Origin of the sequence: Cellulosimicrobium sp. 22598 (genome assembly GCF_052044445.1) — a bacterium.
In the GTDB taxonomy this organism is placed as follows: Bacteria; Actinomycetota; Actinomycetes; order Actinomycetales; family Cellulomonadaceae; genus Cellulosimicrobium; species Cellulosimicrobium cellulans_G.
Genome location: NZ_JBQEMZ010000009.1, coordinates 205,312 through 218,191, shown reverse-complemented (window position 1 = coordinate 218,191; position 12,880 = coordinate 205,312). Strand labels below are relative to the sequence as shown.

12 protein-coding genes are annotated in these 12,880 nt (G+C 74.8%); 11 read left to right on the top strand and 1 reads right to left on the bottom strand.

Annotated elements, in window-relative coordinates; genetic code table 11:
• Positions 1–180: 180 nt before the first annotated feature.
• Positions 181–1,149: a YqeB family protein gene (locus tag ACTJIY_RS12075; protein WP_440675093.1), complete on the bottom strand. Its 969-nt coding sequence runs from the start codon at positions 1,147–1,149 to the stop codon at positions 181–183.
• A gap of 179 nt (positions 1,150–1,328) precedes the next feature.
• Between ACTJIY_RS12075 and nhaA the strand changes: the two genes are divergently transcribed.
• The 11 genes from nhaA to ACTJIY_RS12020 all read left to right on the top strand — a co-directional run bounded on the left by nhaA (position 1,329) and on the right by ACTJIY_RS12020 (position 12,877).
• Positions 1,329–2,639 (top strand): Na+/H+ antiporter NhaA, encoded by a 1,311-nt coding sequence (gene nhaA, locus ACTJIY_RS12070; protein ID WP_440675092.1) that lies wholly within the window; start codon positions 1,329–1,331, stop codon positions 2,637–2,639.
• A gap of 339 nt (positions 2,640–2,978) precedes the next feature.
• Positions 2,979–4,193 (top strand): substrate-binding domain-containing protein, encoded by a 1,215-nt coding sequence (locus ACTJIY_RS12065; protein ID WP_440675091.1) that lies wholly within the window; start codon positions 2,979–2,981, stop codon positions 4,191–4,193.
• Position 4,194: 1 nt separating this feature from the next.
• Positions 4,195–4,971 (top strand): ABC transporter ATP-binding protein, encoded by a 777-nt coding sequence (locus tag ACTJIY_RS12060; protein ID WP_440675090.1) that lies wholly within the window; start codon positions 4,195–4,197, stop codon positions 4,969–4,971.
• Entirely contained in the window at positions 4,968–5,747 is a 780-nt protein-coding gene (locus ACTJIY_RS12055; protein ID WP_440675089.1) for an ABC transporter ATP-binding protein, read from the top strand. Before ACTJIY_RS12060 ends, ACTJIY_RS12055 begins: the two co-directional genes overlap by 4 nt.
• Positions 5,744–6,619, top strand: a complete 876-nt coding sequence (locus ACTJIY_RS12050) for a branched-chain amino acid ABC transporter permease (protein WP_253051023.1) — start codon at positions 5,744–5,746, stop codon at positions 6,617–6,619. The genes ACTJIY_RS12055 and ACTJIY_RS12050 overlap by 4 nt, the downstream gene beginning before the upstream one ends.
• Positions 6,616–7,827, top strand: coding sequence for a branched-chain amino acid ABC transporter permease (locus tag ACTJIY_RS12045; RefSeq protein ID WP_440675088.1), 1,212 nt, complete (start codon positions 6,616–6,618; stop codon positions 7,825–7,827). The genes ACTJIY_RS12050 and ACTJIY_RS12045 overlap by 4 nt, the downstream gene beginning before the upstream one ends.
• Complete coding sequence (locus ACTJIY_RS12040; RefSeq protein WP_440675087.1) at positions 7,824–9,443, top strand: class I adenylate-forming enzyme family protein; 1,620 nt, start codon at positions 7,824–7,826, stop codon at positions 9,441–9,443. The genes ACTJIY_RS12045 and ACTJIY_RS12040 overlap by 4 nt, the downstream gene beginning before the upstream one ends.
• A complete protein-coding gene (locus ACTJIY_RS12035) occupies positions 9,440–10,138 on the top strand; it encodes a TetR/AcrR family transcriptional regulator (protein WP_353707952.1) in 699 nt (232 codons plus the stop codon). Before ACTJIY_RS12040 ends, ACTJIY_RS12035 begins: the two co-directional genes overlap by 4 nt.
• A gap of 35 nt (positions 10,139–10,173) precedes the next feature.
• Positions 10,174–10,923, top strand: coding sequence for a 3-hydroxybutyrate dehydrogenase (locus ACTJIY_RS12030; protein ID WP_353709590.1), 750 nt, complete (start codon positions 10,174–10,176; stop codon positions 10,921–10,923).
• Positions 10,920–11,996 carry an alpha/beta fold hydrolase gene (locus tag ACTJIY_RS12025; RefSeq protein ID WP_440675086.1) on the top strand — a complete coding sequence of 359 codons (1,077 nt, stop codon included), beginning with the start codon at positions 10,920–10,922 and terminating at the stop codon, positions 11,994–11,996. The genes ACTJIY_RS12030 and ACTJIY_RS12025 overlap by 4 nt, the downstream gene beginning before the upstream one ends.
• The gene (locus ACTJIY_RS12020) at positions 11,993–12,877 is read left to right on the top strand and encodes a CoA transferase subunit A (protein WP_440675085.1); all 885 of its coding nucleotides are present in this window, start codon (positions 11,993–11,995) and stop codon (positions 12,875–12,877) included. Before ACTJIY_RS12025 ends, ACTJIY_RS12020 begins: the two co-directional genes overlap by 4 nt.
• Positions 12,878–12,880 lie beyond the last annotated feature (3 nt).

The following is a 12,880-nucleotide window of genomic DNA, read 5'->3' as shown; positions in this document are numbered from 1 at the left end:
CGCGTCGTGGCGGGCCTGGCGGGAGCCGCGAGGAACGAGCGGCGGATGGTAGACGCGGCACCACCACCCACCCCGCCACCCAAGGCGACCAGACCGCCGTCGGGCACGACCACGGCTCTACCTCACCCAACCACGGCTCTACCTCGCGCTACCAGGGCTCTACCTCGGGCGACCACGGGTCTACCTCGCGCTGCCGGAGCTCTCGCTCACGGGACCAGGGTCCTCTCTCGGGGTGGTGGCTCGGCGCCAGTGCTGGATCTTGTCGACGTCGCGCACGACGACGTCGAGGCGAGCGAGCTCGCGGCGCAGGTCGGCGGCGTCGGACGTCTTGTCGGCCTGGAGCATCGCCGCGCGGGCGCGCAGGACGGCGTCGGCGCTCGGCGGGAGCTCGGGGTCGCCGGGGACCCAGCGCCGGAACTCCTGTGCCCACGGGTCGCCGTCGTGCCACGGCCAGCCGTGCGCACGGAACGCGGCGGCGAGACGGGCCGTCGCGAGCTCCGTGCGGACGTGAAGCAGCTCGACGACCGGTGTCTCGTGATCCTCCCGGTTGCCGGTGCCGGTGCCGTCGCCGGCACCGCGGGGCGAGAGCCGTACCGCGGTGGACGCGCGACGGTCGGTGGCGCTCGGCGCCCGACGGCCGAGCGCGACGAGGTCCTTGCGGTCGACGAGCACGGCGGTGACGCGGTCCCGGTCGAGCGTGACGCGCTCGTCGCGCAGGGCCACGGTCGCGTGCTCGGCGTCGAGCGTCAGGACCGCGATGTCGCGCACCGCGTGCGCGGCGAACACGAGCCCGGCACCGACCCCGAGGACGAGGCAGATCGCGACGCCGAGGGTCCCCCGCTCGCCGAGGAGCTCGTCGATGACGCGCGCGAGACCCTGGAACGGCGCCCACGGCAGCCCCGCCATCCATCCGGCGAGGTGGAGCGCCCCGTACGCGAGCAGCGCCCCGAGGACCGGCGACCCGCCCCACAGGAGCCGGCGGTCGAGCGCCGTGGGTCCGACGACCGTCGGCACGTCCGGCGACGCCGTCCGGTCCGGGGACGGGATCGGGGCGGGCGTCGGGGTCGGGGGCGGGGACGGCGTCGGGGCGGAGTCGGTGAGCTCTGCGGGGGTGGGGTCGGGCGCGGGGCGGGGGACGGCGTCGGGCACCCGCCGATCCTCACGTGCGCTGGCCGCACGCGACGTCGCCCGGGAGGATGATCGCGAGCCGGGCACGTCGGCCGCGCGGGGTATGCCCCGTAGAATCGAGGACGGTGTGCCGGGAAGTCTGGTCGGCCACGGTGTCGCGTCCGCGGGCCGTGCGACGCGACAGCGACCCCGGGAGCACGATGACCCACGCCACCCCGCCCTCCGGCACCCGCCCCACCGACCGCCCGTCGACCCGCGTGCGCTTCCGCCGGTGGGTGAGCCGGGAGACGACGGGCGGCGCGCTGCTCATCGGCGCGGCGCTGCTCGCGCTGCTGTGGGCGAACTCCCCGTGGCGGGACGCGTACACGACCCTCTCGGAGACGGTCGTCGGGCCGGCCTCGATCGGCTCCCTGCCCCTGCACCTCGACCTGAGCCTCGAGACCTGGGCGGCCGACGGGCTGCTCGCGATCTTCTTCTTCGTCGTGGGCGTCGAGCTCAAGCAGGAGTTCGTGGCGGGCAGCCTGCGGAGCCCGCGCCAGGCCGGGGTCCCGATGCTGGCCGCGGTCGGCGGCATGGCGGTGCCGGCGGTGATCTTCACGGCGGTCGTGCTGCTCGCGGGCGACCGCGGCGCGCTGCACGGCTGGGCGATCCCGACGGCGACGGACATCGCGTTCGCGCTCGGCGTGCTCGCCGTCTTCGGGCGCGGTCTGCCCACGGCGATCCGCACCTTCCTCCTGACGCTCGCGGTCGTGGACGACCTGCTCGCGATCGTCGTCATCGCGGTCTTCTACACGGCCGACCTGCGCATCGAGTTCCTCGGTCTCGCGCTCGTCGCGGTCGCGCTGTTCGCCGTGCTGGTCCGGGCGCGGCGCACGCGCTGGTGGCTCCTCGTTCCCGTCGCGGTGGTCGCGTGGGTGCTGGTCCACGAGTCCGGCGTGCACGCGACGATCGCGGGCGTCCTGCTCGGCTTCACCGTCCCGGCGCTCGTGGTGCACGGCGAGACCGAGTCGCGCACGCACCGGTTCGAGCACGCCCTGCGCCCGTTCTCCCAGGGGATCGCCCTGCCCGTGTTCGCGTTCTTCGCCGCGGGCGTGACGTTCGTCGGCGGCGGGGGCGACGTCCTCGGCCAGCCGGTCGTCCTCGCGATCGTGCTCGGCCTCGTGCTGGGCAAACTCGTGGGCGTGCTCGGGGTGACGGCGCTCGTCACGCGGTTCACCCCGCTGCGCCTGGCGCCCGGCATCGGGGTGCGCGACCTGCTGCCCGTCGGCCTGCTGGGCGGGATCGGGTTCACGGTGTCGCTCCTCATCGCGGAGCTGTCGTTCCCGGACTCGACGCACACCGACGCGGCGAAGATCGCCGTCCTCGCGGCGTCGACGATCGCCGCCGCCCTCGCGGCGGTCGCGCTGCGCTGGGACGCCCGGCGCGCTCGCACGAACGACATGAACCTCGACGACCTCCCGGACGACGTCGTCGACCACATCGGCGACGAGAAGGACCGCCTCGAGCACTGACGCGACCCGCCCGCCGACCGCGGGTCCCGGTTCTCCCGCGGGCCGCCGGAACCCGGGGTCGTGGGCGACGTCTGCGGCCCAGCTCGCCCGTGACCCCGGGTTCGGCACCTGAAGGGTCCCGCTCAGCAGGTCGTCGCGACCTCGCGGCGGCACGGTGCCTCCCCGCGCAGAAGAGTGCGTCTCGTCGTCCATGGTGGGCTCCTTCGTCGGCGCCGTAGCCGGATCGTGACCGGCGCGGGTTGACACCGCGTCGGTCGTGGATCCATGATTCCCGCAACCTGAATCGCCTCTCATGTTTGAGCGGCGCTCCCCCAGGACCACCCAACGAAGGGCGAAGTCATGCGGACGAAGAAGTCCCAGCGGCCGGCACTCGCCGTCGCCGCGCTCGCGGCCGCGAGCCTCGTGCTCGCCGCGTGCGCGCCGACCGACGCGACCGGCGGCGACACGACCGGAAGCGAGAGCAGCGCGAGCGCCGACCCCGTCGACGTCGGCATCATCTACTCCAAGACCGGGCCGCTCGCGGCCTACGGCGAGGCCTACTACGAGGGCTTCCAGGCGGGCCTCGACTACGCGACCGACGGCTCGGGCGAGGTCGACGGCCGGCCCGTCAACGTGACGTTCCACGACGACGGCGGCGACCCGGACAAGGCGGTCGGCCAGGCCAAGGACCTCATCGGCAAGGGCTACCAGATCCTCGGCGGCACGGTCGTGTCCGGCGTGGCGCTCAAGCTCGCCGAGCAGGCCGAGCAGAACAAGGTCCTCTACATCTCCGGCCCCGCCGCGGTCGACGCGCTCACGGGCATCAACGACTACACGTTCCGCTCGGGGCGCCAGTCGCTCCAGGACGTCGCGACGGCGGGGACGTTCGTCGACCCCGGCGGCGCGAAGGTCGTCGTGTTCGCGCAGGACAACGCGTTCGGCCAGGGCAACCTCGCCGCGGTCGAGGCGGTCCTCGGCGCGCAGGGCGCCGAGGTGACGAGCGTGCTCGTGCCCGAGGACGCGACGGAGTTCACGCCGTTCGCGCACCAGATCGTCGACGCCGCGCCCGACCTCGTGTTCGTCGCGTGGGCCGGGGCGACGTCGGGCGCGATGTGGCAGGGCCTCGACCAGCAGGGCGTGCTCGACTCGACGACGGTCGTCACCGGCCTCGGCGACGTCGCCACCTACGGCGCGTACGGCGCCGCGGCGAGCAAGGTCGACTTCCTCAACCACTACTTCCCCGGCGCGGCGGGCACCGAGGTCGAGGCCGCGATGCTCGCGTCGGTCGAGGCGGCCGGCAAGCAGGCGGACCTCTTCACGCCCGACGGCTTCGTCGCGGCCCAGATGATCGTCCACGCGATCGAGGAGGGCGGCGACGACGTCGACGCGATGGTCGACGCGCTCGAGGGCTGGAGCTTCGACGGCCCCAAGGGCACGACGACGGTCCGCGCGACCGACCACGCGCTGATCCAGCCGATGTACCAGGTCAAGCTCGTGGCCGACGGCGACGCCTGGGTCCCCGAGCTCGTCACCGAGGTGCCGGGCGACGACGTCGCGCCGGCCGAGGCGGGCTGACGTGGGCGAGCCGCACGCCCTCCCCGCGCTCGAGGTCCGCGGCCTGGGCCTCCAGATCGGCGGCGCGCGCATCCTCCAGGGCGTGAGCCTCGCCGTCGGGCAGGGCGAGATGCTCGGGGTGATCGGGCCGAACGGCGCGGGCAAGACGACGCTCTTCAACCTGGTGTCGGGGATCCATCGCCCGACGAGCGGGTCGGTGCTCCTCGAGGGCACGGACGTGACCACCACCTCGGTGGCGGCGCGCGCCCGCGCCGGGCTGGGCCGCACGTTCCAGACGTCGAGCCTGTTCCCGCGCCTGAGCGTCCGGGAGAACGTGCGGCTCGCCGCGCAGGGGCGCCTCGGCGGCGCGCTGTCCGTGCTGCGCTTCCCGCGTCGCGGCGACGCCGCGACGCGGGAGGCGGACCGGCACCTGGAGACCGTGGGGCTCGTGCGCCGCGCCGAGGTCGCCGCGGGCGACCTGTCGCACGGCGACAAGCGCAAGCTCGAGATCGCGGTGCTCCTCGCGACCGAGCCGCGCGTCGTGCTGCTCGACGAGCCCATGGCGGGCGTGTCGTCGGCCGACGTGCCGGGACTCGTCGAGGTCATCCGCGACCTGCACGCGACGGGCTGCACGGTGCTCATGGTCGAGCACCACATGGACGTCGTCCTGGGGCTCGTGGACCGCGTCGCCGTCATGCACCACGGCGAGCTGCTCGCGTGCGACACCCCCGACGCCGTCATGGCGGACCCGACGGTGCAGAGCGCCTACCTCGGCGTCACGGCAGGAGAGGCAGCATGAGCGCCGGCAGGAACCTCACGGACCGGACCGGAGCGACGGCCGACGTGCCCGTCCTCGAGGCGCGCGGGCTGTCCGCGCGCATCGCGGGCCAGCAGGTCGTCGAGGACGTGACGTTCTCCGTCCCGGCCACGGGCGTCACCGCCGTGCTGGGCCGCAACGGCGTCGGCAAGACGTCGACCCTCAAGGCCGTGCTCGGCCTCATCGAGCGCCGGGGCGAGGTGCGGCTCGCGGGCGAGCGGGTCGACGGCGAGCGCACGGACCGGATCGTGCGCCGCGGCGTCGGGTACGTGCCCGAGGACCGCGAGGTGTTCGCCGGGCTCACGGTCGCGGAGAACCTGCGGCTCGCGGAGCGCGACGCGCACCCGCGGCGCGAGCTCGTCGCGGAGCTCTTCCCGGACCTCGTCCAGCGCGCCGCCCAGCGCGCGGGCACCCTCTCGGGCGGTCAGCAGCAGATGGTGTCGCTCGCGCGCGCCCTGCTCAACGCCAACCGCCTGCTCCTCGTCGACGAGCCCACCAAGGGCCTCGCGCCCCGGATCGTCGGCGAGGTGTCGGACGCGCTCGCCGAGGCGGCCCGCACGGTCCCGATCCTGCTCGTCGAGCAGAACCTCGAGGTCATCGAGCGGCTCGCCGAGCGCGTCGTCGTGATCGACGCGGGCCGCGTCGTGCACACGGGCCCGGCGCGCGAGCTCCTCGACGACCCCGACCGCGTCCAGCAGCTCCTCGGCGTGCACGCCGAGGTCGACCACCACGAGAACGAAGGGGCTGCGGCCCGATGAGCACGATCGTCCTCCTCCTCGTCACGGGGCTCGGCCTCGGGGCGCTGTACTTCCTCGTCGCGTCGGGCCTGTCGCTCATCTACGGGCTCATGGGCGTCCTCAACTTCGCGCACGGGTCGTTCCTCACGCTCGGCGCGTTCGGCGGCTGGTTCGTCGCGCGCTCGCTCGGCGCGGACTCGTGGGGCGTCTTCGCGCTCTCGCTGCTCGCCGGGGCCGTCGTCGGGGCGGGGGCCGCGGCGCTCACCGAGCTCCTGCTCATCCGCCCGCTCTACGAGCGGCACATCGAGCAGGTGCTCGTCACGGTCGGGCTCTCGCTCGCCTCCGTCGCGCTGTTCGAGGGCATGTGGGGCTCGGACCCCGAATTCATCTCCGGTCCCGCGTGGCTCAAGGGCACGACCGACCTCGCGGGCGCGCCGATCCCCAACGACCGCTTCGTCGCGATCGGCGCCGCGGTTCTCGTGCTCGGCGCGATCGTGCTCTTCCTCCAGCGCACGCGTTACGGCCTCATCATCCGCGCGGGCGTCGAGAACCGGTCCATGGTCACGGCGCTCGGCATCGACGTGCGCAAGGCGTTCACGCTCGTGTTCGCCCTCGGCGGCGCCGCCGCGGGCCTCGGCGGGGTCCTCGCCTCGCAGTACTTCGGCTACGTCTCGCCGCACCTCGGCGGGTCGCTGCTCATCTTCGCGTTCATCGTCACGGTCATCGGCGGGCTCGGCTCGCTGACCGGCGCCGCGGTCGCCTCCGTGCTCGTCGCGGTCCTCCAGCAGTTCGCGAACTACTACCTCGGCTACGGCGACCTCATCGTCGTGCTGCTGCTCGCGCTCGTGCTCCTCGTCCGTCCCACCGGCCTCCTCGGGAGGGCAGCCGCATGACCACCCAGACCGCTCCTGGCAGCCGGCCCGACGGCGGCACGCGCGCGGCCGCCGACCCCACCTCCGCTCCCGCCGGGTCCGTGCCGGGCGCCCCGCACCCTGGCGACGCTGCGCGCCCGGCGCGCCGGACGCCGTCGGGCACCGTGGTCCGCACGCTCGCGGGTGTCGCGCTCGTCGCGCTGCTCGCGTGCCTGCCCCTGCTCGCCATCCACGTGCCCGGCGTGCTGCCTGGTCCGACCTACACGCCCGGCGCGCTGCAGATGATGGCGCTGTGCTGGCTCATCGGTGCGCTCGCCCTGAGCTACCACCTGCTGTTCGGCGTCGCCGGCCTGCTGAGCTTCGGCCACGCGCTGTACTTCGCGGCCGGCGTGTACGGGCTCGCGATCGTGCTCGACACGACCGAGATCCCGCTCCTGCCCGCCGCGGCGCTCGTGCTCGTCGGCGGGATCCTCCTCGCGCACGTCGTCGGCGCGATCTCGCTGCGCGTCACGGGCATCTCGTTCGCCATGGTCACGCTCGCGTTCGCCCAGGCGGGCAACGTGCTCGTGCGTCGCAACCCCGGCGGCGCCACGGGCGGCGAGGAGGGCCTCGCGCTCGCGACCGGCAACGTCCCCGACGCGTTCGTGGGCGTCCTCAACACGCGCAACCTCTACTGGCTCGCGCTCGCCGTGCTCGTCGTGGTCTACCTCGTCGTGCTGTGGGTCGAGCGGTCGCGCGCGGGCCACGTCGCGGCGGCGACGCGCGAGAACGAGATGCGCGTGCGCGTCATCGGCGGGCGCCCCTACCTCGTCAAGCTCCTCGTGTTCGTCCTCGCGGCGACGCTCGCGACCGTCGTCGGCATGGCGTACCTCCTGCTCCAGTCCGGCGCCGTGCCGCGCGCGACGTCGGCCGACTTCACGCTCACGCTGCTCGTCATGGTCGTGCTCGGCGGCGTGGGCTCACGGTGGGGCGCGATCGTCGGCGGCGTGCTCTACACGGTCCTCGACCAGCGGCTCGGGACGCTCGCGAGCTCCGCGGCCGTCGCGGACCTCCCGGCCGTGCTGCGCGTGCCGCTCAGCGAGCCGCTGTTCCTCCTCGGGACCCTCTTCATCCTCGTCGTGATGTTCCTGCCCGGCGGCATCGCCGGCGCCGCGTCGCGCCTCGCCGCGCGCCGCCGCCCGCGGGAGGATCGGGAGGAGGCCCGCGAGCGCCTGGAGGAGGTGGCATGACGACGCAGCACCAGGACGCCCAGGACGGCCTGCACACCCTCGGCCGCTGGACGCGCGACCGCGCGCTCGCGACGCCGGACCGCGTCGCGGTCGACGACCGCGGCGTGACCCTGCGCTACCGCGACCTGCACGAGCGCGCGAGCGCCCTGGCGACGGCGTTCCGCGAGGCGGGCTACGGCGTCGGCGACCGCGTGGCCACGGTGACCGGCAACAGCGCCGACCAGGTCGTGCTGTTCTTCGCGTGCGCGCAGGCCGGGCTGATCCTCGCGCCGCTGTCGTGGCGGCTGTCGCCGGGCGAGCTCGCCGCCCAGATCGAGCAGGCCGACCCGGCGCTCGTGCTCGTGGAGCAGGAGTTCTCCGCGCTCGCCGACGCGGCGTTCGACCGGCTGGACCGGCTCGTCCTCCCCCCGCGGCGCACCGAGCTCGGCCGCAGCGGCGTCGAGGCGCGGGTCCCCGCGCCGTCGCGCCGCCCGTGCCTGGCCGACGGCGCGCGGGACGCGGACGGCGCGGGCCGGGCCGCGGGGGCGCCCGCTCCCGAGCGCCGCGTCGTGCGCGACGACGACCCGCTCCTGCTCGTGTTCACGTCCGGCACGCAGGGCACGCCCAAGGGCGCCCTGCTCACGCACGCGAACTGCTTCTGGACCAACCTCTCGCTCTCGCGCACGGTCGAGCTGACGAGCCACGACGTCGTGCTGAGCGTGCTGCCGCAGTTCCACGCGGGCGGCTGGAACATCCAGCCGCTGCTCGCGTGGTGGACCGGCGCGACGGTCGTCCTGGAGCGCACGTTCGAGCCGGAGCGCGTGCTCCAGCTCGTCGCCGAGCGCCGCGTCACGACGATGATGGGCGTCCCGACGAACTACCTGCTCCTCGCGGAGCACCCCGGCTTCGCGGACGCCGACCTGTCGTCGCTGCGCCACGCCGTCGTGGGCGGCGCGCCCATGCCGGAGCCGCTGCTGCGCACGTGGCACCGGCGCGGCGTCGCGCTCTCGCAGGGGTACGGGCTCACCGAGGCCGGGCCCAACGTGCTGTGCCTGCCCGACGACCAGGCGCGCGAGCGCCTCGGGTCGGCCGGGACGCCGTATCCCCACGTCGAGGTCGCCGTCGCGGACCCGGTGACCGGGCGCCACCTCGACGGGCCCGCGGCGGGCGAGCTGCTGGTCCGCGGGCCCGGGGTGTTCGCCGGGTACTTCCGCGACGAGGCCGCGACGGCCGCCGTCCTGCACAACGGCTGGCTGCGCACCGGGGACCTCGTCGAGCGCGACGCCGACGGGTACTACCGCGTGGTCGACCGGTTCAAGGACGTCTTCATCGTCGGGGGCGAGAACGTCACGCCGTCCGAGGTGGAGGCCGTGCTCCGGCGGCACCCCGGCGTCGCGGACGTCGCGGTCGTGGGCGTGCCCGACGTCCGGTGGGGTGAGGTCGGCGCGGCGTTCGTCGTCCCGCGCCCGGGCCACCCCACCGACGCCGAGGAGCTGGAGGCGTTCTGCCGCCGCGAGCTCGCGCACTTCAAGGTCCCGCGTCGCTTCGACCTCGTCCCGTCCCTGCCCCGCACGTCGTTGCACAAGGTGTCGCGCCGCTCGCTCGCCGAGCGCGTGACCGTCCCGGAGGACTCATGAGCACCCAGCCCCGCACCGCCCGCGGCAACCGCACGCGGGCCAAGATCCTCGCCGCGGCCGAGCAGGTGTTCGCCCAGGTCGGGTACCACGACGCGTCGATCGTCAAGATCACCGAGTCCGCGGGCGTCGGGCAGGGCACGTTCTACCTGTACTTCGAGTCGAAGATCGACGTGTTCGACGAGCTCGTCGACGACCTCAACCGCCGCGTCCGGCACGCGATGATCGAGGCGAGCTCGCAGGCGGACACCCGCCTCGCCGCCGAGCGCGCCGGCTTCGAGGCCTTCTTCCGCTTCACCGCCGAGCACCCGGCGCTCTACCGGATCGTGCGGCAAGCCGAGTTCGTCTCGCCCGGCGCGCTGCGTCGGCACTACTCGCGCATCGTCGAGGGCTACATGACGGGCCTCGACAAGGCGCGCGCGAACGGCGAGGTGGGCCACGACGTCGACCCGGAGGTCGCCGCGTGGGCGCTGATGGGGATCGGGGAGATCGTCGGCATGCGCTGGGTCCTGTGGGGCGGGCGCTGGGACGAGAGCGCGGAGCCGCCGTCGTACGACACCGCGGCCGCCGAGGTCCCGCCGCACGTCTTCGAGCAGACCATGCAGTTCATCGAGCGCGCGCTCGCCGTACCGCGACCCGCCGCCGAGGCCGGAGCCACGGCCCGGTCCGGATCCACGACCGAAGGAGACGCGCAGTGATCGTCCCCGCCACCGTCCCTGCCGCGTCGACCCCCGTGGCCCCCACGCTCGCCGGGCGTCGTGCGCTCGTCACGGGCGGCGCGAGCGGCATCGGCGCGGCGTGCGCGCGCGAGCTCGCCGCGCGCGGCGCGCACGTGACCGTCGCCGACGTCGACCCCGACGGCGCGCAGCGCCTCGCGGACGAGCTCGGCGGCGAGGCGTGGGTCGTCGACCTCGCCGACACGCGCGCGCTCGACGACCTCTCGCTCGACGTCGACGTCCTCGTCAACAACGCGGGCGTCCAGCGCGTGAGCCCCATCGAGGAGTTCCGCCCCGACGACTTCCGCCTGCTGCACGCGATCATGCTCGAGGCGCCGTTCCTGCTGGTCCGGGCCGCGCTCCCGGGGATGTACGCGCGCGGGTTCGGGCGCGTCGTCAACGTGTCGTCGGTGCACGGCCTCGTGGCGTCGCCGTTCAAGTCGGCGTACGTGTCCGCGAAGCACGGTCTGGAGGGCCTGTCCAAGGTGACGGCCCTCGAGGGCGGCCCGCACGGGGTGACGAGCGTGTGCGTCAACCCCGGCTACGTGCGCACGCCGCTCGTGGAGAAGCAGATCGCGGACCAGGCGCGCATGCACGGCGTCCCCGAGTCCGAGGTGCTCGCGACCGTGCTCCTCGCCGAGTCCGCGGTGAAGCGGCTCGTCGAGCCGGAGGAGGTCGCGTCGCTCGTCGGCTGGCTCACCGGACCCGACGCGTCGATGGTCTCGGGCGCGTCGTGGACGATCGACGGCGGCTGGAGCGCCCGGTGACCGCGGGCACGACGGCGACCCCCGCGTCCGCACGGCACGACGTCACCGCCGCGACCCACACCTACGCGACGCTCGACGTCCCCGTCGCGGGCGGGCGGCTGCGCGTCGGCGTGTGGGACCCGGTCGGCCCGCACGCACCCGAGCCCGGCGCCCCGCCCGACGGCGGCGCGCGCCCCGCGCGCGACGCCGTCCCGACCGTCCTCGCCGTGCACGGCATCACGGCGTCGCACCGCGCGTGGCCGGCCGTCGTCGCGGCACTGCCGGGCGTGCGCGTCGTCGCGCCCGACCTGCGGGGGCGCGGGCGCAGCAACGGCCTGCCCGGCCCGTACGGCATGGGCGCGCACGCGGACGACCTCGCGACGGTCCTCGACGCGCTGGAGATCGACCGCGTCGTCGCGCTCGGCCACTCCATGGGCGCGTTCGTGTCCGTCGTGCTCGCGCACCGCCACCCCGGCCGCGTCTCCCGGCTCGTGCTCGTCGACGGCGGGATCCCGCTCCCACCGCCCGCGGGCCTGCCCCCGGACGCCGACCACGACGAGGTCCTGCGCGCGCTGCTCGGGCCGGCCGTCGAGCGGCTCGAGCGGACCTTCGCCGACCGCGAGGAGTACCGCGGCTTCTGGCGCGCGCACCCCGCCTTCGCGAGCGCGTGGGACGAGCCGTGGGCCGACGTCGTCGCGGGGTACGTCGACTACGACCTCGTCGGCGAGGCGCCCGCGCTGCGTCCGGCATCGTCGGGCGCGGCGGTCTCCGCCGACTCGCTCGAGCTCTACGAGGGCGGGCCGCTCGCCGAGGCGCTCGCGGGCGACCACCCGCTCGACGTGCCCCTCGTGCTGCTGCGCGCGCCCCGCGGCCTGCTCGACGAGCCCGAGGCCCTCTACTCCCCCGAGCACCTCGCCGCGTGGCGCGCGCGGCTGCCGGGGCTGCGCACCCGCGACGTAGCGGGTATCAATCACTACACGATCATCATGAGCCCGCCCGGCGTCGAGGCCGTCGCGGGCGAGACCCTGCAGGCCCTGGCCGCCGTCACGAGCGACGGACCCGGACCGGCGAGTGACGAGGAGGTCACGGCATGAGCCCCACGATCGCGTCCCCACGAGGGACCGGGCTGGACAAGGTGGTCGCGTCCGCGGCCGAGGCCGTCGCGGACGTGCCCGACGGCGCGTCGCTCGCGGTCGGCGGGTTCGGCCTGTGCGGCAACCCGATCGCGCTCATCGAGGCGCTGCTCGCGCAGGGCACGCGCGATCTGTGGGTCGTGAGCAACAACTGCGGCGTCGACGACTGGGGCCTGGGCGTCCTGCTCGGCTCGGGCCGCATCCGGAAGATGACGAGCTCGTACGTCGGGGAGAACAAGGAGTTCGAGCGGCAGTTCCTCTCGGGTGAGCTCGAGCTCGAGCTCACCCCGCAGGGCACGCTCGCCGAGAAGCTGCGCGCGGGCGGCGCGGGCATCGCGGGGTTCTGGACGCGTACGGGCGTCGGCACGCAGGTCGCCGAGGGCGGCCTCCCCCAGCGGTACGACGGCGCGGGCGGGGTCGCGCAGGCCAGCGCGCCCAAGGAGGTGCGCGCGTTCGGCGTCGGGCCGCGCGGCCGCGACGGGTCGTTCCCCGACGAGGCCGAGTTCGTCCTGGAAGACGCGATCACCACGGACTTCGCGCTCGTGCACGCCCTGCGCGGCGACCGGCACGGCAACCTCGTGTTCCACCGGTCGGCCCGCAACTTCTCCCCCCTCGCCGCGATGGCGGGCCGCGTGTGCGTCGCGCAGGTCGAGGAGCTCGTCGAGCCCGGTGAGATCGACCCCGACGCCGTCCACCTGCCCGGCGTGTTCGTGCACCGCGTCGTCGAGGTGGGGCCCGACGTGCCCAAGCGGATCGAGCGCCGCACCGTGCGCCCGGCCGCAGAGACCGACCAGCCCGCGCGCACGACGTCGGGCACCGCGACCAGCGTGAAGGAGGGCTGACGC

Excerpts from the sequence above, each read along its gene's own strand:
- ACTJIY_RS12020 (WP_440675085.1), top strand. The coding sequence starts at position 11,993 with ATGAGCCCCACGATCGCGTCCCCACGAGGGACCGGGCTGGACAAGGTG.
- nhaA (WP_440675092.1), top strand. The coding sequence starts at position 1,329 with ATGACCCACGCCACCCCGCCCTCCGGCACCCGCCCCACCGACCGCCCG.
- ACTJIY_RS12040 (WP_440675087.1), top strand. The coding sequence starts at position 7,824 with ATGACGACGCAGCACCAGGACGCCCAGGACGGCCTGCACACCCTCGGC.
- ACTJIY_RS12050 (WP_253051023.1), top strand. The coding sequence starts at position 5,744 with ATGAGCACGATCGTCCTCCTCCTCGTCACGGGGCTCGGCCTCGGGGCG.
- ACTJIY_RS12045 (WP_440675088.1), top strand. The coding sequence starts at position 6,616 with ATGACCACCCAGACCGCTCCTGGCAGCCGGCCCGACGGCGGCACGCGC.
- ACTJIY_RS12055 (WP_440675089.1), top strand. The coding sequence starts at position 4,968 with ATGAGCGCCGGCAGGAACCTCACGGACCGGACCGGAGCGACGGCCGAC.
- ACTJIY_RS12065 (WP_440675091.1), top strand. The coding sequence starts at position 2,979 with ATGCGGACGAAGAAGTCCCAGCGGCCGGCACTCGCCGTCGCCGCGCTC.
- ACTJIY_RS12035 (WP_353707952.1), top strand. The coding sequence starts at position 9,440 with ATGAGCACCCAGCCCCGCACCGCCCGCGGCAACCGCACGCGGGCCAAG.